The sequence below is a fragment of the Sphingobium sp. R-21 genome (assembly GCF_049913335.1).
GTDB lineage: Bacteria > Pseudomonadota > Alphaproteobacteria > Sphingomonadales > Sphingomonadaceae > Sphingobium.
In genome coordinates this window covers 1028333-1052314 of sequence record NZ_CP184374.1, presented here as the reverse complement: position 1 = coordinate 1052314, position 23982 = coordinate 1028333, and the positions used below count along the sequence as shown (strand labels likewise).

The window sequence follows — 23982 nt, the reverse complement described above, 5'->3', positions numbered from 1 at the left end:
TGATCGTCGGGAATTTGGTGGACGCACTAGGGCTCGAACCTAGGACCCGCTGATTAAGAGTCAGCTGCTCTACCAACTGAGCTATGCGTCCACATCCGCTTTCAGCTAGTCCCGGACGGGCCGTCGCTTTGGCGTGGCCGGGCTGGTAGCAGCCGCATGGGACTTTGCAAACAGGAAATCGTGTCCTTCGGCATATTTTTGCGGGAGCGCTGGCTTTCAGCTCCAGCTTCCCGGACGATGAGGGCGCTTACCCGACCGGTCGATCGCCATGATGATGCCGACGCACAGCATGACTGTCAGCATCGATGACCCGCCATAGGACATGAACGGCAGGGGAATGCCCACCACCGGCGCCAGGCCCATCACCATCATCAGGTTGATCGCAACGTAGAAGAAGATCGTCGTGGTCAGCCCGGCCGCCACCAGCCGCGCATATCGGTCCTGCGCGCGCAGCGACACGCCTATGCCCCAGCGGAACAGCAGCATGAACGCGCCTATGAGCAGCACCCCGCCCAGCATTCCCCATTCCTCCGCCATGGTGGCGAAGACGAAATCGGTGTGCCCTTCGGGCAGATAGTCCAGATGGCTTTGCGTACCTTTCAGGAAGCCCTTGCCGAATATCCCGCCCGACCCGATGGCGATCTTCGACTGGCTGATATGATAGCCTGCACCCAGCGGATCGCTTTCGGGGTCAAGAAAGATGAGGACGCGGTTCTTCTGGTAATCGTGCAGGAAACTGAAGGCTATGGGCACGACGGCGGCCAGCGTCAGTCCCGATCCCACGAAAAGGCGCAGAGGCAATCCTGCAAGGAACATCACGGTGACCCCGCCCGCGGCGATCATGGTCGCGGTGCCGAGGTCGGGTTGAATCAGCACCAGCGACCAGGGCAGGCCGATCAACACCAGCGCGGGCCAGATGGCATTCCAGCGCCTTATCTCGCCCACTGGAAGCAGCGCATAGAAACGCGCGACCGCCAGCACGATGATCGGCTTCATGAATTCGGAGGGCTGGAGTTGCATGAAGCCCAGGTTGATCCATCTCTGGCTTCCCCCCGCGACTCCTCCGATCAGTTCGACGAGGAACAGGAAGACCAGAACGGTGCCATAGGCGGGAAAGGCAAGGCGGGCGAAGGTTTCCATGGATATCCGGCTCAACACCAGCGCCATGCCTGAAAAGATGACGAAACGAACACCCTGATTGATCGCCCAAGGGGTGATGCTGCCGCCGGCGGCGCTGTAGAGCACCAATGTCCCAAAGCCGGCGATCGCGAGCAATATGCCCAGCACTCGCCACGGGAATTGGGTCAGGGGCTCAGGTACGATGCTCATGGCGCGCTGTCTGCCGGAGGAGGAACGTCATCCGCGTCGGCTGCCGGCGCCGCCGTTGAAGCCGGGGGGCGGGGAGACGCAGTTGCCGCACCGTTGCCCTCGGCTGCGTTCATTGCATTGGCTGCTTCGGCGGGGGGGGGCTGCCCCTTCTCGATCGCTTTCGCCAGCTTGTAGGCCGCCATCTGCCGGGCCATCCGTTCGGCCGGCGGACCGCCCCAATCCTTCTCTATGGTTTCCAGCTTCTCCATCGCCTTTGCGGGGTCAAAGAGGAAGGTCATGGTGTCCGCCGCGATCATGGGCGCGTCCTCGATCCGGTTGATGTGTCCGCCATGCTCGATGATGCAGGCGATGGCATAGCGTGGATTGTCGAACGGAGCGAAGCCCTGGAACAGCGCGTGGTCGCGCAGCTTGAAGGGCAGCGAGGCGTTGCTGCGCACGCCGCCGCCGCGTTCAGCCATGGTGATGCGGCGGACCTGCGCCGTTCCGGTCTTGCCTGCCATCATCACGCCGGGCAGGGGGATGCGGGCCGCGCCGCCCGTTCCGCCGCCGTTCACCACCGCGCTCATCGCGTCGCGGATGGTCACCAGATGTTCCTCATTCACGCCCACAGGGGCTGGCGCGGGTCGGTGCGCGCCGAAGATGAAGTTGGGCATCAATTGCCGGCCCGTCGCCAATCGCGCGGCCATCACCGCCATCTGCAACGGATTGATGAGCATGTAGCCCTGACCGATGGTGGCGTTGACCGTGTCGTACACCTGCCATTTCTGATTATATTTTTTGAGCTTCCACGCCGGATCGGGGACCGTGCCGAAACTCTGGCTGGGGAAGGGAAGGTCGAACTTCTGCCCCATGCCGACGCGCCGCGCCATGCTGGCGATCCGGTCCATGCCGATCCGCTGCGCCATCTGGTAGAAATAGATATCGCAGCTTTGCGCGATCGCCCCGCGCATGTTGAGCGAACCGTGCCCGCGACGCTTATGGCAGTGGAACAGCGTGTTGCCGACCCGGATCGCACCGGGGCAGTTCACTGTGTCCATGGGTGAAATCCCCGCCTCCAGCAACGCGAGCGCCACCATCGGCTTGACCGTCGATCCTGGCGGGTAAAGCCCCTGCAGCGTCTTGTTGCGGAGCGGGACATGGTCATCCTTTGACAGCATGTCCCATTCCAGATGGCTGATGCCGTCCGAAAAGCTGTTCGGATCGAAGCTTGGCATCGACGCCATCGCCAGCACGTCGCCATTGTGGCAGTCGATCACCACCACGGAACCGCTTTGCGTCGCCAGCCGGCGCCCGGCATATTCCTGAAGGCCCGCGTCTATGGTGAGCTTGATCGCATTGCCGGGCGTGTCGGGCCGGGTGGTGAGTTCCCGCACGATCTTGCCCCGCGCCGTTACTTCTACGCGCTTGGCGCCCGGCTTGCCCGTCAATTCGCTATCGAATGCGCGCTCCAGCCCGTCCTTGCCGACCTTGAAGCCCGGCGTGATCAACAGTGGGTTCTTGCGCTCTTCATATTCCTTGGCCGACGCCGCGCCGACATAGCCGAGCAGATGCCCCACGGTCGCGCCCGCCGGATAATTGCGGGAAAAGCCCTGGCTTGGCGACACGCCGGGCAGGTCGGGCAGCCGAACGCTGACCGCCGCGAATTGGTCGTAGCTCAGCTTTTCCGCCACCTGGACCGGGCGAAACCCCGCCGATTTGTCGAGTTCCTCCTTGATCCGCTCAACCTCATCATCGCCCAGCGCCAGCAGATGGGCCAGGCTGCGGATCGTATTCTCCGCATCTGTCACCCGTTCCGGGATCAGGTCGACGCGAAAGTCGGTGCGGTTATTGGCGAGGGGGCGTCCATTGCGATCGATGATCCACCCGCGCCGGGGAGGGATCAGCGTCAGGTTGACGCGGTTGCTTTCCGAAAGGAGGTTGTATTTCTCATTCTCCGCAACGCTTATCCAGCCCATCCGTCCCACAAGCAGCGCGCCGATCGCCCCCTGCAAACCGCCCACCACCATCGCCCGGCGCGTGAAGGTGAAGGACAGGGAGGCTTCGGTAACGGTCTTCTTCTTGAGAAAAGGCAGCTTCATGCCATCACGCGCCAGCGGTCGATCCGGGCGCATTGCCGAACGACGAAGGGAAAGAGCAGGACAGTCCAGACCATTTGCGGTGCGACCAGCAGCAGTTTGATGTCTCCTCCGCCGGTGATCCGCGCGAAGAAGACGCCGCCGGCGATGCAGAAGATAATGGCGATGGCCGCGATTAACCAGTCCTGCCGATAGCTGCGCCAGACCATGCGATGTTCGATGGCGTCGATGCCAATCAGCATTATGGTCCACAGGCACATGGCCGAACCGATGGGTTGGCCGCTGGCGATATCGTCGAACAGGCCGAGCGGGACGCCGATCCAGGTGCGCCACAATTCGGGGCGCAACAACCGCCAGGAAAGCAGCAGCAGCAGACCGAAAGGAGGCATGACGGGCGATTGCGCGATCACCGGCAAAGCCGTCGCCAGCGATCCCAGCATGACCGTGATCACCGGAGTCCCCGCCAGCCGAAAGCGCGAGGGATGACGGCCAAGGCGCGGCACATGCTGCAAATGGGGATCGATCATGGGGCGGCTGCGTTCTGCGTGGCCTCCGGCACGACTGGAGCAGTCGTAGCACCGCCCTCCGGCCGGGTGACGGCTTCCTCGAAGGAGCGCTCCACCACCACCGCGTCGACCTTGGACGGGTTGGCGAGCGGCACGCCATAAGCGATCTCCCCCGCGATGCGGACGATTACCGCCACGGGAATGTTGGGCTGATAAACTCCGCCCACCCCGGATGTCACAAGCAGGTCACCTGGCTTGAATGGGTTACGCCCCGCAGCCAGCGCGCGAATCTCCAAAGTGCCGTCGCCCAGTCCCGTCGAGATGGCGGGCACGCTGTCATTGGCCCGCCGCACCGGCACGATGTTGCTTGTATCCGTCAGCAGCAACACTTCGGCCGTATTGGGCGTGGTGGTGTGGATGCGTCCGATCAGCCCCTCCGGCGCGCGCACCGGCATTCCCGGTCGAACACCCTGCCAGCGTCCGGCGTTGAGCCGCGCCAGCCGCCGCGTGCTGGTGGAGGAAGAGGCGATCAGCCGCGCCGTCAGCAATTCGCTGCCATCATCCTCGACCAGCTTCAGCAGCTTTTTCAGGCGCAGATTTTCCTGCGCCACCGCCTTTGCTTCTATGATGCGGTTGCGATCGTTCTCGACCTGCCGGCGCAGCGCCACATTCTGGGAACCCGCGTGCCAGTAGCTGGCCAGCACCTCGTCGACTGATGAAACGCCGCTCACCATATTCTTGAGCGTGACCGACGCCGGACGAGTGACCTCCGCCGTCGCGATGCGGATCGCGGCGAAGCCCGTCGGATCGAAAATGGCGACAACCACCAGAAGCAGGCCGACGGCGGCGCCCGTCATCGCCACGACATAGGAGGCGAAGAGGCTATATTGCGCCTTCCGGTTATGCCCGGGGCGTCGGCTGGGTGGCCGCGCCATGCTGCCCCCTTCAAGCGGTCTGGAGAACGCCCCGGAAGATCGGGTCCTCCATCGCCCGGCCAGTGCCGATGGCGACGCAGGTCAGCGGATCTTCAGCGATAGTGACCGGCAGGCCGGTTTCGTCACGCAGTTCATCGTCGAGCCCCTTGAGCAGCGCGCCCCCGCCGGTCAGGACGATGCCCTGGTCGACGATATCCGCAGCCAGTTCCGGCGCGGTATTTTCCAGCGCAATGCGGACGCCTTCGACGATGGTGCTGATCGGTTCGGCCAGCGCGTCCGCGATCTGTCCCTGATTGATCGAGATTTCCTTGGGCACGCCGTTCACCAGGTCACGGCCCTTGATATGGATCGTCTCGCCAACACCGTCTTCGGGTGGTTGCGCGACGCCGAACTGCTTCTTGATCCGCTCGGCTGTCGCCTCGCCGATGAGCAGATTATGGTGGCGGCGAACGAAGGAAACGATCGCTTCGTCCATCTTGTCGCCGCCCACGCGAACGGAGGTGGTATAGGCCAGGCCGCGCAGAGAAAGTACGGCGACTTCCGTCGTGCCGCCGCCAATGTCGACCACCATCGAACCAATGGGTTCCGTCACGGGCATGTCGGCACCGATGGCGGCGGCCATAGGTTCCTCGATCAGGAACACCTGGCTGGCGCCGGCATTGCTCGCCGCGTCGCGAATCGCGCGGCGCTCGACGCTGGTCGATCCCGACGGCACGCAGATCACGATCTCGGGGAAGCGCCACGGCCGCGACTTGCCGCCATGCACCTTGGTGATGAAATGCTTGATCATCTGCTCGGCCACGTCGATGTCCGCGATCACGCCGTCCCGCAGGGGGCGGATCGCTTCGATCGAATCGGGTGTCTTGCCCATCATCAGCTTGGCGTCGTCACCGACGGCCTTCACCCGCTTCACGCCGTTCAGCGTCTCTACCGCCACGACCGAGGGTTCATTGAGCACGATGCCGCGCCCCCGCACATAGACCACGGTGTTCGCCGTGCCGAGATCGATGGCCATGTCCTGAGAGGAAAGTTTGAAGAGACGCGAGAAGATCGACATGCCTGTTCCTGTGCAGCCCGCATGCCCCGGCGAAGCGAACCGGGACAGTCGGAAAGTTCGCCCCGCAATTCACATGCCCTGCAGTCGATTTTGGTTGACCAAAATTTATGGGGCTTGCGTCTCGCGGAAAGCGCTCGCTTGGGCTAGTCACTAATCAATGTCAATACGCCGTCTGCCCGAACATCTGGTCAATCGCATCGCCGCGGGCGAAGTGGTCGAAAGGCCTGCCAGCGCGCTCAAGGAAATCGTGGAAAATGCGTTGGATGCGGGATCGCGCCGGATCGCCATTCGCATCTCCAGCGGCGGGCTCGACCGGATAGAGGTAAGCGATGACGGCTGCGGCATGGCTCCCGACGAAATCGCGCTGGCGCTGGAGCGCCATGCGACGTCGAAATTGCCCGACGACGCGATCGAGAATGTCGCGACGCTCGGTTTCCGGGGCGAAGCCTTGCCTTCCATCGCCAGTGTCGCCCGTCTCTCCATCGACAGCCGTCCGCAGGGGCAGGACGGTTGGAACCGCACCGTCGACAATGGCGCTGTTGTGAACGAAGGGCCTGCCGCGCTGCCTCCAGGCACGCGCGTCACGGTCGAGCAGCTTTTCGCCCGCGTTCCCGCTCGCCGCAAGTTCCTGCGTTCGGCCAAGGCGGAATATGCCGCATGCCTCGACGTCGTTCGCCGCCTTGCCATGGCGCATCCGTCTGTCGCCTTCAGCATGGAGCATGACGGACGGCGCGTGCTGGGCGTGCAGGGGGGCGAGGCGCGGGAGGATCGCGTTGCCGCACTCACCGACCGGGCGCTGGCCGACAATCATGTCATCGTCTCGCTGGAAAGGGAGGGGGTGCGCCTGTCCGGCGTGGCCTCGCTGCCGACCTATAATCGCGGGGTGGGCGATCATCAGTTCCTGTTCGTGAATGGCCGTCCGGTGCGCGACCGGCTGCTCGTCGGGGCGGTCAGGGGTGCCTATGCCGATATGCTGGCGCGGGACCGGCATCCTGTCGTCGCGCTTTTCCTGGATGTCCCGCCGCTTGAAGTGGACGTCAACGTTCATCCCGCCAAAACCGAAGTGCGCTTTCGCGACCCGGCGCTGATCCGGGGTATGATCGTGTCCGGATTGCGCAGGGCACTGGATGCGGAGGGCTTTCGCGCCGTCCAGCATGCCGACCCGGCGGCCCTCTCCGCGTGGAAGCCGGAGCCGATCTCGCCCACACCCATCGGCGCGATGCCGATCTTCGAGGCGGTCGGCACGACCACGCCGACCTATTCGGTGGCGGAACGTCGCCCCACTTTCCTGACGCCGCCGCCCCAGGCACGTGCGGAACCCGCCGCCGCGCCAGCGCCGGAAAGCGCGAGCTTTCCCCTTGGCGTTGCTCGTGGACAGGTTGCCCGCACCTATATCGTCGCGGAGGCGGAAGATGGCCTCGTCATCGTTGACCAGCATGCCGCGCACGAAAGGCTCACGCTGGAGCGGATGCGCCGCGCCATGGAGGGGCAGGGCGTCGCCGCGCAGGCGCTGCTGCTGCCCGAAGTGGTCGAACTGGACGAGCCGGCATGCGACCGGCTGGAGGCGCGGATCGAGGAGCTCAAGGAATTCGGGCTGGAGTTGGAGCGGTTCGGTCCCGCGGCCATTCTGGTCCGCGCCACGCCTGCCATGTTGGGGCAGGGGGATGTGCAGGGTCTGGTGTCTGATCTAGCCGATGATCTGGCTGCCTATGACAGCGCCCTTGCCCTGAAGGAACGGCTGGATCTGGTCGCTGCAACCATGGCCTGTCACGGCTCCGTGCGCGCCGGCCGCATGCTGAGCGTGACCGAAATGAACGCTCTGCTGCGCGAGATGGAGATCACCCCACGCAGCGGCCAATGCAATCACGGCCGCCCGACCTGGGTGAAACTCGGCCATGGCGACATAGAAAAGCTCTTCGGCAGGAAATAGTGCCGATATTCTTCCAGAAGGACTTGCCCTGGCACTCGCCCCTTGCGCCCGCCGCCGGTTGAGGCAAGTTTCAAGCATTGCTTGGCCAGGGACAACGGAAATGAAGCGACTCCTCCTACTCCTGACGGTCCTGCCTCTGAGTGCGCAGGCTGCCCCAGGCACCTGCGCCAACCCGCTGCCCCTGGCCGAGCCATGGACAAGCTGGCCGCAAAGCGGCGACGTCATGGCCGGAGCCACGGTTTCCACAGCGCCGCGCATCATCCTCGGCAAGCCGGTGACTGCAACGCTCCGCCCCGGCGCGCAGGTTCAGTTCGCCGTTCGATCCGGCAAGTCCGCTGCGAAAAGCTATGGCGGCCTGTTTACACTGGCGGTCAAGGACGCCGCGCGTATCGGTGTGGCCCTGTCCACCGCCGGATGGGTGGATGTCGCAACCGGAACGACCGTGCGCGCATCCGTCGGCCACGGCCATGGTCCGGACTGTTCCGGTATCCGCAAGATCGTATGGTTCGACCTTCCGCCTGGCCTGCATATCATCCAGCTAAGCGGCGCGATGGCATCCTCTATCCGCATCATGGCCGCCGACTCCCGCGCCAACCAACCGCGCTAGGTAAAAGATGTTTCCTGCCGATCCGAAACCTGCGGGTGGGGAGAGCCGGGCAATCCAGACCCGGCGGCAATCATTCGGAATCAGGCCGATCGCGTCCGGAACATGGCAATGGGCTTCATCGACAGAACCGGTTCGTCGCGCTGGTTGAACAGGGTGATGTGGGTCTTCACTATTCCCATTTCCGGCCTGCTGCGCGAAGCCTTGAGATCGATCACCTCCGAAACGCCGCGCAGCGTATCGCCTGGCCGAACCGGCTGTAACCAGCGCAACTCGTCCACGCCCAGCGCGCCCAGACTGGCCGCCTGAACGCCGGGATTGCGCTGCCACATCGCCACCATCATCTTCATCGACAGGGCCGTCGTATGCCAGCCGCTGGAGGCGAGGCTGCCGAAGTGGGTTGCTGCCGCAGCTTCATCGGACAGGTGAAAGGGCTGGGGATCGAATTCGCGCGCGAAGGCAATGATCTCCTCCCGGCTGATGGTGACCGGCCCGAACTCGTTTCGGTCGCCCAGCTTCACATCTTCGAAATAGACGATCTCACTCATACCCGTTTCCTTCCGCAACGGGTGTACAGATAGTTTCCGTTTACGAAAACGTCAATTCTTGACGAGTCCGGCCAAGACCGCCTGATCCCCGTCACTCGGACGTGCTGTGATGCCCAGCAGGCGTGCCAGGACCGGGTAGACATCGACATTGGTGAAGTCGGCGGGCATCCTGAACGCCGTGTCGAAGGCGGGCCCGCTGGCGATGAACAGCGCTTGCATCTCCGGTGCCCGGTCGTCCCAACCATGATCCCCGCCGATGAAAGGCTTGGCCGGCGCAGCTTGCTGTATGGTCCAGCCGGTTTCGGCGAGGCAGAAATAGGGCGGAATGCGCCGATGCGTTCCATAGTGGAAGCGCGTCGGCATCGCGCCCTTGCGCCAGCATTGCATATGCGGCTGTGGCTTCAGCAGTGCAGCCTCCAGCGCTGCTTCATGACCCGGTTGCGCGCTGAGGCTGGCATAAGGTCCGCTTTCCACGATGCGATAGTCCGCCGGGTTCGCAATCTTGTCCAACGCGACGACCCTTTTGCTCGATTTCTGCGCCATGCCATGATCGGAAAGGATGAGAAGATTGGCTGATTGTCCCAGCGTCCTCAACCCGTTCACCAATTGGCCGATCTCGCCATCGACCTCCGCCACCGCCTGCGTCGTCTCCGCCGCATCTGGCCCAGCCGCGTGCCCGGCAGTATCTACTGCGTCGAAATAGAGCGTGAGGAAGCGTGGCCGGATCGCAGCGGGACGCCGCAACAGGTCCAGAACGCCATTCACCCGCTGCGTCCCGGAAATGGCCTGGTTGAATTGCGCCCAGTCGCTGGGCCGTGTGCCGCCGCTGATCTTGTGCGGCCATTCCGTCGCTTCGGTCCCGCCCCATGCTACATTGGAACCAGGCCAGAACAGTGTCCCTGTCCGAACGCCGGCCTTTTCGGCCGTGACCCAGATCGGTTCGGCTTCGTTCCACCAGAAGGGATCGTCCGTCGCCATCGTGAAGGTTTCACCGGGACGCGAGGTATCCTCCATCTTGTTGGCGACGATGCCGCTGCGGTCGGGCCGGTCCCCGGTCACGATGGCCCAATGGTTCGGAAAGGTCTTGGTCGGAAAGGAAGGCCGCATGGCTGCCGAGACCCCGGCGGCCGCGAGAGCCGATAGATGCGGCGTCACGCCCCGCTTCAGATAATCGGGCCTGAAGCCGTCAATCGACACCAATATCGTCACTGGCTCCCGTCGCTCGACCTGCGCGGCAGCGGATACCGGCCGTTCGCGAGCCGGCGTGCAGCCGGCCAGCGTTGAGAGGATGAGGAGGCTGGCGAGCGAAGAACGGCGTGAAAACATGTCCCGCCTTACCAGACGGACCATGACGGTAAAGTGACGAGCGCCCTATGCGTCCCCAATATGCGGCGCCATCGCCATCCATGCGCTCCGCTTCGCTTCCCGCGACATGCTGGCAAAGGCGCCGCTGGAGGAGGGAAGGTCGATCAGCGCCAACCCCGGCCGCATCCCGATCTGCCGTCGCCCGTGCAGGGCCGCCGTCCTGCCGTTGAACGCCACCGCCTCCAGTGCTGGAAGCCTGTCGATGAAAGCGGCCAGGTCACGCAGTTCCGCGCCCCGGATCGCGCTGTCCAGGCTTCCCTCCCGGTCGGCGCTCTCGATCACGTCCCACAGGCCCACGCGCCGGGCCTTCAATCGTTTCAGCCGCATGGCGTAGGGCTGGCCGCGCAGATCCTCGCCCAATACGTCGCCCATCAGCGCCCAGAAGGCATTGCCACGATGAGCATAATATTCGCCCTGCCTGATCGAAGCATCGCCCGGCAGGCTTCCCAGTATCAGCAGCCGCGTGCTTTCATCGACGCTGGGCGGAAAGGCCGCCTTGCGCCTGGCGGGCATTTGTCCCGGCCGCAGCATCAGTCGTCAGACATTGAAGCGGAACAGCATGATGTCGCCATCCTGCGTCACATATTCCTTGCCTTCGGAGCGCCACTTGCCCGCTTCCTTTGCCCCGGCCTCCCCGTTGAACTGGACATAGTCCGCATAGGCCATGGTTTCGGCGCGGATGAATCCCTTTTCGAAATCGGTATGGATCGCGCCGGCCGCCTGGGGCGCTTTCGATCCCTTGGCCACAGTCCAGGCGCGTGCCTCCTTGGGGCCCACGGTGAAGAAGGTGATGAGGCCCAGCAGTTCGTAACCCGCGCGGATGATGCGCGCCAGGCCCGCTTCCTCCAGCCCCAGGGCTTCCAGATATTCAGCGCGCTCCTCCACCGGCATGGTGATGAGTTCCGCTTCGATCGCGGCCGATACGATCACCGCCTTCGCGCCTTCGGCGGCAGCCTTCTCGAACACCCGCGCCGAATGGGCATTGCCTGCGGCCGCGCTCTCCTCCTCGACATTGCAGACATAGAGGACGGGCTTGGCGGTCAACAGTTGCGCCTGGCGAAAGATGCGCTCCTCCTCATCGTCGGCCGGCTGGGTCAGCCGCGCCGGCTTGCCGTCCCGCAGCAGGTCCAGCGCCTTGCCCAGCACGGAAGCCGCCGCCTTTGCCTCCTTGTCGCCCTGCGCAGCCTTCTTGGCGAAATTGGGGACGCGCTTCTCCAGGCTCTCCAGATCAGACAGCATCAACTCGGTCTCGACCGTATCGGCATCGGCGATCGGATCGACCTTCCCCTCGACATGGGTGATGTCGTCATCCTCGAAGCAGCGCAGCACATGGACGATGGCGTCGACCTCGCGGATATTGGCCAGGAACTGGTTGCCCAGCCCTTCGCCCTTGGACGCACCGCGCACCAGACCGGCAATATCGACGAAGGCGAGCTGCGTCTCGATGATCTTGGCCGAACCGCCGATCTTCGCGATGGTCTGCAGGCGCTGGTCGGGTACCGCGACCTGACCGACATTGGGCTCGATCGTGCAGAAGGGATAGTTCGCGGCCTGCGCAGCCTGCGTCTCCGTCAGCGCATTGAAGAGGGTGGACTTGCCCACATTGGGAAGCCCGACGATACCGCAACGAAAACCCATGATAATGCCTTCACGTCAAAACCGATGGCCGCGCCGATAGCGCTTTCGCCGCGGCTTGGCCAGAGCGCGTGCAGAGCCTGTGACGATGTCAGCGGCGGAAGAACAGCGTGACGGACGCGACGTGATTGATGCGCCGGTTGCCGCCTCGCTGGTCGATCAACTGGTTGAGATAGCCGATCTCCGCCGTCGATGCGCCGCCCAGTCCAATCTCGGCCCCGGCAAAGCTGCGCAACTGGTCGAACCCGCCCTTAGCGCCCCAGTCCGTGCTGTTGAGCGCCACAAAGCCCTCGCCATAGATGAGCGCGTTGACAGCCGTCCTGCCCAGCGGCTTTTCGTAACGCAGCATCTCCCGCAGGCGCCACCCCATGTCTCCGCCGTCGGAGCGCCAGCGCTGTTCCAGCCGCGTGCGTGATGAAAGTTCCCCGCCCCAGGGCTTGCCGATCGCCCAATTGGCCTGCTGGAAGCTGCGCTCCTCATTCACGTCACGACCGTCCCTTACCGGCAGCACGACATGGGCATAGCCCTGATAAACGGTGACGCTGGACGAGAGCTTCCAGCCCAGGGCGCCGCGCAGGAGGGTCTGATCGGCCCGCGATATGCCGTCCCCGATGCGCGGCTGAATCTCCGCAAAATAGACGAGTTTCCCGGATATCGGCCCCATGGCGGTGAGGTTCAGCCAGAACTGCTCATCCTGAACGGTCCGGGCGTTGGCGGGCATGGCGGTGGCGAACAGGGCCGAGAAGAGAGAAGGGAGCAGGCGCCGCATCAAATCCTCGAAAAAAGGAAACATGCCGCTCCTGGTGGATATTCCCGCAAAGGCAGGGACACGAAGAGCGCCGGTCATTGCCCGCGCTCTAATGGCCCATTATTTCTCCGTGATTTCCAGAAGGTAAGCTTTGGCGGCTGGCCTCAGGTAATGACGCTCGGCCGCTCCATGCCGGTGAAGCCCGATATATCGGCAACCTCCTGTGCTGCCTTCACCAGCGGCGCGAGCGCTTCGCCCGTCTCCAGCGCCAGATCGCCGTCCTTGCCCACAAAGCGTTCTATATAGACGCGCAGGGTGGCGCCCTCGGTCCCCGTTCCGGACAGGCGGAACACCACCCGCGAGCCATCGTCGAACAGGACGCGCACGCCCTGGTTGCGGCTGACGGACTGGTCGGTAGGATCGCTATAGGCAAAGTCGTCGGCGCTCATCACCGTGCCGCCGCTGTTCGTCGTGCCCGGCAGCGTTCCCAGCCCGTCCCGCAGCGCCACCATCAGCGCGTCGGCCCTGTCCTTCGCGATCGCTTCATAATCATGTCGCGCATAATAGTTGCGGCCAAAGGCGGCCCAATGCTCCGCCATGATCTGGGCGACGCTCTGTCGCCGGGCGGCCAGGATGTTGAGCCACAGCAGCACCGCCCAGATGCCGTCCTTCTCACGCACATGATCGGAGCCGGTGCCGGCGCTTTCCTCGCCGCAGATGGTGGCCATGCCGGCATCCAGCAGATTGCCGAAAAATTTCCACCCAGTCGGCGTCTCATAGAGCGGGATACCCAGCTTTTCCGCGACGCGATCGGCCGCGCCGCTGGTCGGCATGGACCGTGCAATGCCCTTGAGGCCCGTCGCATAGCCGGGTGCCAGATGCGCATTGGCCGCCAGCACGGCGAGCGAATCCGAAGGCGTGACGTAGCAATGTCGCCCGATGATCAGGTTGCGGTCGCCGTCACCATCCGAAGCCGCGCCGAAATCCGGTGCGTCCGGCCCCATCATCCGGTCGTACAATTCCCTGGCGTGAACCAGATTGGGATCGGGATGATGATGGCCGAAGTCGGGAAGGGGGGTTGCGTTGCGCACCGTGCCCGCTGGCGCGCCGAGCCGCTTCTCGAAAATCTCCACCGCATAGGGGCCCGTCACCGCGCTCATCGAGTCGAAGGAGAGGGTGAAGCCTTCCGCAATCATTGCCCGGATCGCGCCAAAGTCGAACAGCTTTTCCATCAGATCGGCATAGCTGGCGACCGGATCGACCACCTCGACCGTCATGCCGCCCAGGGTGGCGATGCCCAACGTATCGATGTCGACATCGTCCGCCTCCCATATCCGATAGCTGTCTATGGCAAGCGTTCGGGCATGAATGGCGTCGGTCACCTTTTCAGGCGCCGGGCCGCCGTTCGAGACATTATATTTGATCCCGAAATCCTCGTCCGGCCCGCCGGGATTATGGCTGGCCGACAGCACCAATCCGCCAAAAGCGCCCGACGAGCGGATCAGATGCGACGCCGCCGGGGTCGAAAGGATGCCGCCGCGTCCCACCAGCACCCGGCCGAACCCGTTGGCCGCAGCCATCTTCAGGACGATCTGGATGACCTCTCGATTGAGGTAGCGGCCATCGCCGCCGACGACCAGAGCGTGGCCTTCGAAACCTTCCAGGCTATCGAACACCGACTGGACGAAATTTTCCGCATAATGAGGCTGCTGGAAAATCCGCACTTTCTTGCGCAGGCCGGATGTGCCCGGCTTCTGATCGCTGAAAGGCTTCGTCGCGATGGTCTGTATCACCCGGATCCCCTTGGAGAGTGGAAAGTCAGGCTTACTCTATGGCGCGGGAGTGCGACATTCCGCAATCCACTCCGGCCATTTTACCGCGAGGGCAGGGCGGGCGGGCGCGCATCGCTGCCATTCGCCGCTCTGGTTCGGGACTGCGGAAGGGCAGGGCGGTGCCTAATCCGCCAATCGCAGCGCGACTTCATTCATGAACCGCGCATCGTCTCCCTGCGCCAGCCATGCCGCCTCGGCCCCGATCGCGCCCAGCATGTCGGCCAGCGCATCCATTTCGCTCTTGTGATAGTTGCCTAGCACATAGCCGTGCACCCGGTCCTTGTGACCCGGATGGCCAATGCCGATCCGCACGCGCCGAAACTCCGCCCCGATATGCGCGTCGGTCGAGCGCAGGCCATTGTGTCCCGCATTGCCACCGCCGCGCTTCACCTTGACCTTCATCGGCGCCAGATCGAGTTCGTCGTGAAAGACGGTCACATCCTGCGGCGCCAGCTTGTAGAAGCGCATCGCCTCGCCTACCGATCGCCCGCTCTCGTTCATGAAGGTCGCGGGTTTCAGCAGGATGATCTTCTCCGATCCGATGCGTCCTTCCTGCACCCAGCCCTGGAACTGCTTCTTCGGCGGCGAAAACCGATGCATGTCCGCGATCAGGTCGATTGCCATGAAGCCGACATTGTGCCGGTTCATCGCATATTGGGTGCCAGGATTGCCGAGGCCCACCCAGATCTGCATCGCCTGTCTTCTCCCAAGAAAAATCCCGCCCGCCGGTTAGGCGAGCGGGACCGTGATTTCCAGCCCGGAAAGGCTTGGCCGTAAAGCGATCAGGCGCCTTCGGCGGGGGTTTCGTTGTCGCCTTCGGCGCTCTTGAGAGCCGATGGCGCAACGATGGTCGCGACGGTGAAGTCGGTCTCGTCATGCGCGGCCTTGGCGCCCTTGGGCAGCTTCACGGCGCTGATGTGGATCGATTCGCCCACGTCGAGACCGGTCAGGTCGACAACGACGTCATCGGGAATTTCGGCCGCATCGACGATCAGTTCGATCTCATGCGCGACGATGTTGAGCACGCCGCCCCGCTTCAGGCCCGGCGAAGCCTCTTCATTCTTGAAGATGACCGGCACATTGACGTGAACGGTGGCATGTTCCGAAACGCGCAGGAAGTCGGCGTGCAGCGGACGGTCGGTCACGGGATGGAATGCAACGTCCTTCGGCAGGGTGCGGACGGACTTGCCGCCGACCTCGACCATGACGACCGAATTGAAGAAGTGGCCGGTGCCGAGCAGCTTGTTGAGGAGCTTTTCCTCGACATGGATCGACTGCGGTTCTTCATTGTTACCATAGATGACGGCGGGTACGCGGCCCTCACGGCGGAGAGCGCGGGAGGCTCCCTTGCCTGCCCGATCGCGTGCCTCTGCCGACAGCGTAAGCTGCTCGCTCATTGCGTGTCTCCAAAAGCAAATTGATGTAGGTGCCCGCCACGCCTCCAGGGATGACCATGCCGGGACCGCGGCCCAATAGCAGAAACATGTGGGAAAGCAAGGGCCGGCACTACTGCACCCGCGTCACCCTGTACCCATCGGTCCGCAACAGGTCGACCAGATTGTCCTTGCCTGCTAGATGCCCCGCACCCACGGCGATGAAGGGACGGCCCTTTAATGTGGCTACCGACTTCACCCAGTTGCGGTTGCGATCGACGAGCACGGCTTGTTCGACCACCGGATCGGGTTCCTCGTTCAGCCTGTCGACCTTCGCCAGCGCCGGCACATCACCCATGATCCAGGCATGGAGGATGCGGTCGAAGAGCGGCCGCATCTCCTTCGCCTCCCGAACCGTGTCGACCAGCAGTCGCTGCTGCGCATCAGCAGGGAGCGTGTCGAAGGCCCGGAATTGCCGCTCGACCGTCTCCAGCCCGCTTATCGGCTTGCCCGCTCCTTCGAACGCCGCAATCAGCACCGGTTCCACGCCATGATCCTGGCTGACATGCAGGGACTGCTGCGCCGCTGCCGATAGGAGCATAGCCGCCGCCCAATTTTCATAGGCCGAGAGGGTCTGGGTACTGGTGCCGCCATCTTTGACGATTGTCTCCAGCGTGGCCCGGTCCTGTTCCGGAACGCGGTTCTCCAACAGTGGCAGTCCCTGGCTCCGCCCCATCTTCTCGAACTGCGCCAGGGTTCGCGCCCGATCGCGTATCTCGGCTGATTCCAGCACCAGCCTGTCGGCCTGTCCGATGGCGTCCCGGATCCGCTGCGTCTGCCATTCGACACCCGCGGGGAGCACATGGATGGTGCCGAACAGCCAGCCGTCGATGCCTTTGCCCTCCACCCGCCAAAGCGCAGGCCCTCCGCCTGGCGGCGGGGCAGGGGGATTTTCCCCACATGCCGACAACAGGCACAGGGCGGCCAGCCCCAGCCAGCATGCCAGAACGCGGATCATCCTATTGCGTCACCCGCGCCGAAGCGACTCCCAGCGCTTTCAACTGCTCCTGCACGCTGCCCTTGCCCGCCAGATGTCCGGCGCCCACGGCAATGAAGACCGTACCCGGCTGATCGAGCCGCTGCCTGATCCACTTGGCCCAATTGGCATTACGCTGGATCAACAGCACGCGGGCCAGTTCCGGCGTCGCCTCCAGCGATTCGTTCATTTCTGCGGCCAGCTTGTCCGGTTCCCCGCCCTGCCAGTGCGCGACAAGGCTGGCGAATTCCCGGTCCATGTCCGGCAGGCCCTCGACGGTGGCTGTCAGGAACTTGACCTGTTGTTCCATCGGCAGGCCGGCGAAATAGCCCAGTTGCTGCTCCACCGTTTCCAGCGCGCCGACCTTCTTGCCGGACGCTTTGGCCGCCGCCGTCAGTACCTTTTCCGCACCGAGATCAGATTTATAGCCCAGCGCTTCCAGCGGTTTGACTGAAAGGGCCATGCCGGCCATCCAGGGATTGAACATCTCGAACGCCTGCCAGGGAAGCCCGTTCGTGCTCATTGCGGCCTGATAGCTGGCGCGATCCGCGGTGCCCAGTCGATCCGACAGCTTCACGCCATCCCGCGCCAGCGCAGCACCGGCCATGGTGGACGCCAGCCCATTGGGATCTTCCGGCTCGACGATCTCCAGGACCAGTTCGTCCGATCGATCGAAGGCGGATTTGACGCCGCCTTTGAACCAGTCGACGCCCGGCTTCATTACATGAACGGTACCGAACAGATAGATGGTTGTGTCGGCATCCTTCACCTCCCACAAGGCCGGCGTCACATAAGTGGAGCGCGCCGTGGCATCGCGGGCCGAGACGGGCTGTTCGAGCGCGCATCCGCCAAGCAGCATCATGGCGGGCGCCAGCCAACGGAAAGAGAGCCATTTCATCGGAGTTGCGGGTCCGTTTCCTGAAGGGTTTTTACTTCCATGCGTGCCGCCGCCCGCCAGGGCAAGCGGATTTACGGTTAAGGCCGCCCTCTTTTCCTTGACCCTGCGTCCTTGCTGCGCCAAGGCGCGCCGCAATCAAACCGTCATTTTTATAGCCATGATTTCTGGGGACCGCCGGTGGCGACAAGCAAAGCGCTTTCCTTTCAGGACCTGATCCTGACCCTGCACGCCTATTGGGGACGGCAGGGCTGCGTGATCCTGCAACCCTATGACATGGAAGTAGGCGCGGGGACTTTTCACCCGGCGACCACGCTGCGCAGCCTTGGCCCCGATGCATGGAACGCCGCCTATGTCCAGCCCAGCCGGCGCCCGACCGACGGCCGCTATGGCGAGAACCCCAACCGGCTCCAGCATTATTACCAGTATCAGGTGATCATGAAGCCGAGCCCGGCCAACCTTCAGGAACTCTATCTGGGATCGCTGGCGGAAATCGGCATCGATCCGCTGGTCCACGACATCCGCTTTGTCGAGGATGATTGGGAAAGCCCCACCTTGGGCGCCTGGGGTCTTGGCTGGGAGGTGTGGTGCGACGGCATGGAAGTCACCCAGTTTACCTATTTCCAGCAGATGGGCGGTTTCGACTGCAAGCCGGTGGCGGGCGAGCTGACCTATGGTCTTGAACGTCTGGCCATGTACATTCAGGGCGTCGACAGTGTGTACGACCTGCGCTTCAACGACGCGGGCGTCACCTATGGCGACGTGTTCCTCGCCAATGAGCAGCAGATGTCGAAATGGAATTTCGAGATCGCCGATACGGAAAAGCTGTTCCGCTGGTTCAAGGATGCAGAGGCCGAGTGCAAGGCGTCGCTGGAGGCTGGCGTTCCGCTCGCCGCCTATGACCAGGCGATCAAGGCGAGCCACGTCTTCAACCTGCTTCAGGCGCGCGGCGTCATCTCGGTGCAGGAACGCGCCAGCTATATCGGCCGCGTGCGCGATCTTGCGAAGGGTGCCTGCGAAAAGTGGATGGAAGTGAACGGGTGGGCCGCGTGATGACCGATTTCCTGCTCGAACTGCGTTGCGAGGAAATTCCGGCGCGGATGCAGTTGAAGGCGTCGGACGACCTCGCCCGCCTCTTCACCGAGGAACTGGCGAAGGCCGGGTTGAAGCCCGAAAGTATCGACAGCTTCGTCACGCCGCGCCGCCTTGCGCTGATCGCTCGCAACCTGCCGCTGGAAACGGCGGCTGTCAGCGAGGAGTTCAAAGGCCCGCGCACCGCTGCTCCGGCACAGGCGCTGGAAGGTTTCCTCCGCAAGACCGGCCTCGCCCAGGACCAGCTTGAGGACCGCGACGGCGTGTGGTTCGCAACCGTCAACAAAGCCGGCCGCGCAACAGCAGAGGTGCTGGCCGAAGCGATTCCCACCATCATCCGCGCCTTTCCCTGGCCCAAGTCCATGCGCTGGGGCACCGCCTCGCAGACCACCGAAAGCCTGCGCTGGGTCCGCCCGCTGCAAGGCATCGTCGCGATCCTTGGCGAGGATCTTGTGGATATGGAGATAGAAGGCGTCCGCAGCGGCTACGCCACGCTCGGCCATCGCTTCCATCATCCTGGTGAGATCACCATAGGCAGCGCGCATGACTATGTCGAAAAGCTGCGCGCCTGCCATGTGATCGTCAGCCACCAGGAACGCCAGTTGATCATCGAGGCGAAGGCCGCCGACGCCGCTGCCGCCCATGGCTATAGCGTGATCGAGGACAAAGGCCTCGTTGCCGAAAATGCAGGGCTCACCGAATGGCCGGTGCCGCTGCTGGGCGATTTCGACGCGGCTTTCCTTGAGGTTCCACCTGAAGTCATTCAGCTAACCCTTCGTATCAACCAGAAATATTTTGTCCTGCGTGATGCGTCGGGCCAGCTCGCGCCTGCCTTCATCTGCACCGCCAATATCGAGGCGAAGGATGGCGGCGCGGCGATCATCGCGGGTAATCGCAAGGTCCTTGCCGCGCGTCTGTCCGATGCACGCTTCTTCTGGGACCAGGATCGCAAGACGAAGCTGGAGGATCACGCCAGGAAGCTGGAACGCATCACCTTTCACGAAAAGCTCGGCACTGTGGCCGACAAGGTGGAACGGGTCGCAAAGCTTGCCCGCTGGCTGGTGGAAGAGGGGATCGTCAAGGGCGCGGACGCCGATCTGGCCGAGCAGGCGGCGCGCCTTGCAAAAGCAGACCTTGTCACCGAGATGGTGGGCGAATTCCCTGAACTGCAGGGCGTGATGGGCGGCTATTACGCGCGGGCCGAAGGGTTGCCTGATGCGGTGGCGGATGCCATCCGCGATCATTACAAGCCGATCGGGCAGGGCGATGAAATCCCCTGTGCGGCTACGACGGTCGCGGTTTCCCTTGCCGACAAGCTGGATACGCTGGTCGCCTTCTTCGCGGCCGGCATGTTCCCGACAGGGTCGAAGGATCCTTTCGCCCTGCGCCGCTCGGCGCTCGCGATCCTCAGCCTGCTGACGGAAAACGGCCTGCGCATGCCGCTGGCGTCGGCCATCTCCTACAGCTTCGATCTCATTCGCCGCTCCTTTCTGAACACGCAGTTGATGACCGAACTTTCCAAGCTTCGGGGCAAGGATATTGCGGGGAATCAGGAGCATCTGGACCGCCTGATGGTCAGCATCATGGCCGGCTTCAATCCAGATCGGGCCTGGACGGATATGGAACGTGACGCGGCGACGGCACTTGTCGGCGAACTGCTCGACTTTTTCGCCGATCGGCTCAAGGTGCAGCAGCGCGAAGCCGGCGTCCGTCATGATCTGATCGATGCGGTGTTTGCCCTGGGCGGCGAGGATGACCTTGTCCGCCTGCTGGCCCGCGTTACCGCTCTCCAATCGCTGGTTGCTACCGATGACGGCACCAACTTGCTCGCGGGATACAAGCGCGCCGCGAACATCCTGAAAAAGGAAGGCGTCAAGACCGCCGACAAGGTTGAACTCACCTATGTCCCCGAGCAGGCGGAGGCGGGCCTGATCGCCGCGCTTGATATCGCCGAACCGCGTGCCACGGCTGCGGTCAGGGCTGAGGATTTCGAAGGGGCCATGGCCGCACTTGCAACATTGCGAGCGCCAATCGACGCATTTTTCGAGGCCGTTACGGTCAATGACGTCGATCCGGCCAAGCGCTCTGCGCGCCTGGCGCTGCTTGCAAGAGTGCGCGAGGCGGTTCATGCGGTCGCGGACTTTTCGAAAATTACGGGCTGAAACCGAAAGATACCCGGACAACCGGGAAAATCAGTGAAGTAAGAGAGCAATTATCGTAAAAGCAGGTGCGTTTGTCGCCTGCTTGTTGTTTAAATTTTGTTGCATCGCACAAATACACGGCAATCAGTGCAGGAGAGCCGCGATTATGTTGACAATGGAAGAGGCCAGCATGAGCACGACCGCTACCCGTTATGTTTATCGTTTCGGCGGTGGCGTCGATGACGGCGGCAAAGGTGACAAGAACCTTCTTGGTGGCAAGGGCGCAAATCTGGACGGCATGGCCGCCATTGGCCTGCCGGTGCCTCCAGGCTTCACCATCACGACCGAAATGTGCACCCGCTATTATCAGGACGGCGGCGTCTATCCTGAAAGCCTGAAGGCCGAAGTCGCCAACGGAATTGTGCATATCGAGGGCATCACCGGCAAGAAATTTGGCGACAAGGCCGACCCGCTGCTCGTGTCCGTCCGCTCCGGCGCGCGCATTTCGATGCCCGGCATGATGGACACGGTGCTGAACCTTGGTCTCAATGATGAAACCGTGCTTGGTCTGGCTGCTACCTCGGGCGACGAGCGGTTCGCCTGGGACAGCTACCGACGGTTCATCCAGATGTATTCCGACGTGGTCCTGGAACTCGACCATGGCGCCTTCGAAGAGGCGCTGGAGATCGCCAAGGAAGACCAGGGATACACGCTCGACACCGAAATGACCGCCGACGATTGGAAGGCGCTCGTTGCGGAATATAAAGGTCTTGTTTCAAAGCTTTGGAACAAGCCTTTCCCGCAGGATGTCAATGACCAGCTATGGGGCGCGATCAGCGCCGTGTTCGGATCGTGGCAGGCTGATCGCGCCAAGGTCTATCGCCGCCTGAACTCGATCCCGCATGATTGGGGCACCGCCGTCAATGTGCAGGCGATGGTGTTCGGCAATATGGGCGATAGCTCGGCCACCGGCGTTGCCTTCACCCGCGACCCGGCCACTGGTGAGAATGCCTATTATGGCGAATATCTGATCAACGCCCAGGGCGAGGACGTGGTGGCGGGCATCCGCACGCCGCAATATCTCACCAAGCAGGCGCGCGAACGGGCAGGGGCCAAGCCGCTGTCGATGGAAGAGGCGATGCCGGAAACCTATGCCGAGCTGGCGCGGGTGTTCCATATCCTCGAAACCCATTATCGCGACATGCAGGACATCGAATTCACGGTGCAGCAGGGCAAGCTCTGGATGCTCCAGACCCGATCGGGCAAGCGCACCGCCAAGGCTGCGCTCAAGATCGCGGTGGACATGGCGAGTGAGGGTCTGATCACGGAGGAAGAAGCCGTGGCCCGCGTTGATCCCGCCGCGCTCGACCAGCTCCTGCACCCGACGCTCGACCCCAAGGCGCCTCGCGATGTGCTGACCAAGGGCCTGCCTGCTTCTCCGGGCGCGGCGTCGGGCGCGATCGTGTTTGACGCCGATACCGCCGAGCGCCGGAATGAACTGGGTGATTCCGTCATCCTCGTCCGCGTCGAAACCAGCCCTGAGGACATTCATGGCATGCATGCGGCCAAGGGCATCCTGACCGCGCGCGGCGGCATGACCAGCCACGCCGCCGTGGTCGCGCGCGGCATGGGCCGTCCCTGCGTCTCCGGTGCGGGCAGCCTGTCGATCGACAATGCCGCCAGGACTTTGCGCATCGATGGCCGGACGCTGAAGGAAGGCGACATCCTCACCATCGATGGTTCAACAGGCGAAGTGATGGCCGGTGAGGTCCCGACCGTGCAGCCCGAACTGGCAGGTGATTTCGGCACGCTGATGGGCTGGGCCGACAAGGTTCGTCGCCTCAAGGTCCGCGCGAATGCCGAAACTCCGCTGGATTGTCAGACAGCCCGGGATTTTGGCGCGGAAGGCGTCGGTCTCTGCCGCACCGAGCATATGTTCTTCGACGCCGCCCGCATCACCGCGGTCCGCGAGATGATCCTCGCCGACACGGAAAAGGGACGCCGGATTGCGCTGGAAAAGCTGTTGCCGGAACAGCGCGACGATTTCGCGCAGATTTTCATGGTGATGGCCGGTCTGCCCGTTACCATCCGCCTGCTCGACCCGCCGTTGCATGAATTCCTGCCGCATGGCGAAGCTGAGTTCGAGGAAGTGGCGAAGGCGGCTGGCGTGGGTGTGGAAGCGCTGAAACGCCGTGCCGCAGAATTGCATGAATTCAACCCGATGCTGGGCCATCGTGGTTGCCGTCTGGGCGTCACTTATCCCGAAATTTATGAGATGCAGGCCCGCGCCATCTTCGAAGCCGCGCTGATCATCAAGCAGCGTAGCGGCGACGCCCCGATCCCGGAGATCATGATCCCGCTCGTGGCCACGAAGAAGGAACTGGAATTGATGAAGGCGATCGTCGACAGCGTCGCCAAGCAGGTTTTCGAGGAACAGGGCGCCAGCGTCGAATATCTGGTCGGCACCATGATCGAGCTGCCCCGCGCTGCACTCAAGGCCGGCGAGATCGCTGAAGTCGGCGAATTCTTCTCCTTCGGCACCAACGACCTGACGCAGACCACGATCGGCATCAGCCGCGATGACGCCGGGCGTTTCCTGACGCAATATGTCGACAAGGGCATATTCGCCCGCGACCCCTTCGTCAGCATCGACGTGGAGGGCGTGGGCGAATTGATCGAGCTTGCCGCCGAGCGCGGCCGCGCCACCCGCGACGGCATCAAGCTCGGCATCTGCGGCGAACATGGCGGCGATCCGGCGTCTATCGCCTTTTGCGAAAAGACGGGTCTCGATTACGTATCGGCCTCGCCTTATCGTGTGCCGATTGCCCGCCTTGCTGCCGCTCAGGCAGCGCTGGCGAACCGGAAGTGACAGGAAAGGGGG

Annotated in this window: 20 protein-coding genes and 1 tRNA gene; 5 read left to right on the top strand and 16 right to left on the bottom strand. The window is 63.2% G+C overall.

The features are described 5' to 3' along the window. Window positions 1-15: 15 nt before the first annotated feature. The 6 genes from ACN9MX_RS04895 to ACN9MX_RS04870 form a co-directional block, all read right to left on the bottom strand. Window positions 16-91: transfer RNA gene (locus ACN9MX_RS04895), tRNA-Lys, on the bottom strand. A gap of 125 nt (window positions 92-216) precedes the next feature. Next, complete coding sequence (gene rodA, locus ACN9MX_RS04890) at window positions 217-1329, bottom strand: rod shape-determining protein RodA (protein WP_363734697.1); 1113 nt, start codon at window positions 1327-1329, stop codon at window positions 217-219. Further along, window positions 1326-3407 carry a penicillin-binding protein 2 gene (gene mrdA, locus ACN9MX_RS04885; RefSeq protein WP_363754713.1) on the bottom strand — a complete coding sequence of 694 codons (2082 nt, stop codon included), beginning with the start codon at window positions 3405-3407 and terminating at the stop codon, window positions 1326-1328. The genes rodA and mrdA overlap by 4 nt, the downstream gene beginning before the upstream one ends. Continuing rightward, entirely contained in the window at window positions 3404-3931 is a 528-nt protein-coding gene (mreD, locus tag ACN9MX_RS04880; RefSeq protein WP_133652103.1) for a rod shape-determining protein MreD, read from the bottom strand. The genes mrdA and mreD overlap by 4 nt, the downstream gene beginning before the upstream one ends. After that, entirely contained in the window at window positions 3928-4845 is a 918-nt protein-coding gene (gene mreC / locus ACN9MX_RS04875) for a rod shape-determining protein MreC (RefSeq protein WP_363825867.1), read from the bottom strand. Before mreC ends, mreD begins: the two co-directional genes overlap by 4 nt. Before the next feature lie 10 nt (window positions 4846-4855). Continuing rightward, window positions 4856-5902: a rod shape-determining protein gene (locus tag ACN9MX_RS04870; RefSeq protein ID WP_007685698.1), complete on the bottom strand. Its 1047-nt coding sequence runs from the start codon at window positions 5900-5902 to the stop codon at window positions 4856-4858. Window positions 5903-6059: 157 nt separating this feature from the next. Here ACN9MX_RS04870 and mutL point away from each other — a divergent pair, with 157 nt between their 5' ends. After that, the gene (gene mutL, locus ACN9MX_RS04865) at window positions 6060-7832 is read left to right on the top strand and encodes a DNA mismatch repair endonuclease MutL (protein ID WP_363734704.1); all 1773 of its coding nucleotides are present in this window, start codon (window positions 6060-6062) and stop codon (window positions 7830-7832) included. Between the two features lie 100 nt (window positions 7833-7932). Next, on the top strand, window positions 7933-8439 hold the full coding sequence (locus ACN9MX_RS04860; RefSeq protein WP_363825865.1) for a hypothetical protein: 507 nt from the start codon (window positions 7933-7935) through the stop codon (window positions 8437-8439). A gap of 80 nt (window positions 8440-8519) precedes the next feature. On the opposite strand, the gene ACN9MX_RS04855 is transcribed toward ACN9MX_RS04860, so the two are convergent. The 10 genes from ACN9MX_RS04855 to ACN9MX_RS04810 all read right to left on the bottom strand — a co-directional run bounded on the left by ACN9MX_RS04855 (window position 8520) and on the right by ACN9MX_RS04810 (window position 17871). Next, window positions 8520-8984 carry a MaoC family dehydratase gene (locus ACN9MX_RS04855; protein ID WP_133652099.1) on the bottom strand — a complete coding sequence of 155 codons (465 nt, stop codon included), beginning with the start codon at window positions 8982-8984 and terminating at the stop codon, window positions 8520-8522. A 51-nt stretch (window positions 8985-9035) separates the two neighbouring features. Next, window positions 9036-10310, bottom strand: coding sequence for an ectonucleotide pyrophosphatase/phosphodiesterase (locus ACN9MX_RS04850; protein ID WP_363825862.1), 1275 nt, complete (start codon window positions 10308-10310; stop codon window positions 9036-9038). 45 nt (window positions 10311-10355) lie between these two features. Continuing rightward, window positions 10356-10880, bottom strand: a complete 525-nt coding sequence (locus ACN9MX_RS04845; RefSeq protein ID WP_363825859.1) for a DNA-deoxyinosine glycosylase — start codon at window positions 10878-10880, stop codon at window positions 10356-10358. 6 nt (window positions 10881-10886) lie between these two features. Further along, entirely contained in the window at window positions 10887-11987 is a 1101-nt protein-coding gene (gene ychF / locus ACN9MX_RS04840; protein WP_363734714.1) for a redox-regulated ATPase YchF, read from the bottom strand. A gap of 88 nt (window positions 11988-12075) precedes the next feature. Then, a complete protein-coding gene (locus ACN9MX_RS04835) occupies window positions 12076-12753 on the bottom strand; it encodes a DUF2490 domain-containing protein (RefSeq protein WP_363735372.1) in 678 nt (225 codons plus the stop codon). Between the two features lie 143 nt (window positions 12754-12896). Continuing rightward, the gene (locus tag ACN9MX_RS04830; RefSeq protein WP_363825857.1) at window positions 12897-14525 is read right to left on the bottom strand and encodes an alpha-D-glucose phosphate-specific phosphoglucomutase; all 1629 of its coding nucleotides are present in this window, start codon (window positions 14523-14525) and stop codon (window positions 12897-12899) included. A gap of 162 nt (window positions 14526-14687) precedes the next feature. After that, window positions 14688-15257 (bottom strand): aminoacyl-tRNA hydrolase, encoded by a 570-nt coding sequence (pth, locus tag ACN9MX_RS04825; RefSeq protein ID WP_363754709.1) that lies wholly within the window; start codon window positions 15255-15257, stop codon window positions 14688-14690. Window positions 15258-15346: 89 nt separating this feature from the next. Next, entirely contained in the window at window positions 15347-15961 is a 615-nt protein-coding gene (locus ACN9MX_RS04820; RefSeq protein ID WP_133652093.1) for a 50S ribosomal protein L25/general stress protein Ctc, read from the bottom strand. 109 nt (window positions 15962-16070) lie between these two features. Continuing rightward, a complete protein-coding gene (locus ACN9MX_RS04815) occupies window positions 16071-16955 on the bottom strand; it encodes a TraB/GumN family protein (protein ID WP_363825854.1) in 885 nt (294 codons plus the stop codon). A gap of 1 nt (window position 16956) precedes the next feature. Then, window positions 16957-17871 (bottom strand): TraB/GumN family protein, encoded by a 915-nt coding sequence (locus tag ACN9MX_RS04810; RefSeq protein WP_363825851.1) that lies wholly within the window; start codon window positions 17869-17871, stop codon window positions 16957-16959. A gap of 177 nt (window positions 17872-18048) precedes the next feature. Here ACN9MX_RS04810 and ACN9MX_RS04805 point away from each other — a divergent pair, with 177 nt between their 5' ends. From ACN9MX_RS04805 to ppdK, 3 genes are all read left to right on the top strand, one after another. Then, on the top strand, window positions 18049-18921 hold the full coding sequence (locus ACN9MX_RS04805) for a glycine--tRNA ligase subunit alpha (RefSeq protein ID WP_133652090.1): 873 nt from the start codon (window positions 18049-18051) through the stop codon (window positions 18919-18921). After that, window positions 18921-21122, top strand: a complete 2202-nt coding sequence (gene glyS / locus ACN9MX_RS04800; RefSeq protein ID WP_363825848.1) for a glycine--tRNA ligase subunit beta — start codon at window positions 18921-18923, stop codon at window positions 21120-21122. Before ACN9MX_RS04805 ends, glyS begins: the two co-directional genes overlap by 1 nt. Before the next feature lie 145 nt (window positions 21123-21267). After that, a complete protein-coding gene (ppdK, locus tag ACN9MX_RS04795) occupies window positions 21268-23970 on the top strand; it encodes a pyruvate, phosphate dikinase (protein WP_363825845.1) in 2703 nt (900 codons plus the stop codon). The last annotated feature ends 12 nt before the right edge of the window (window positions 23971-23982 follow it).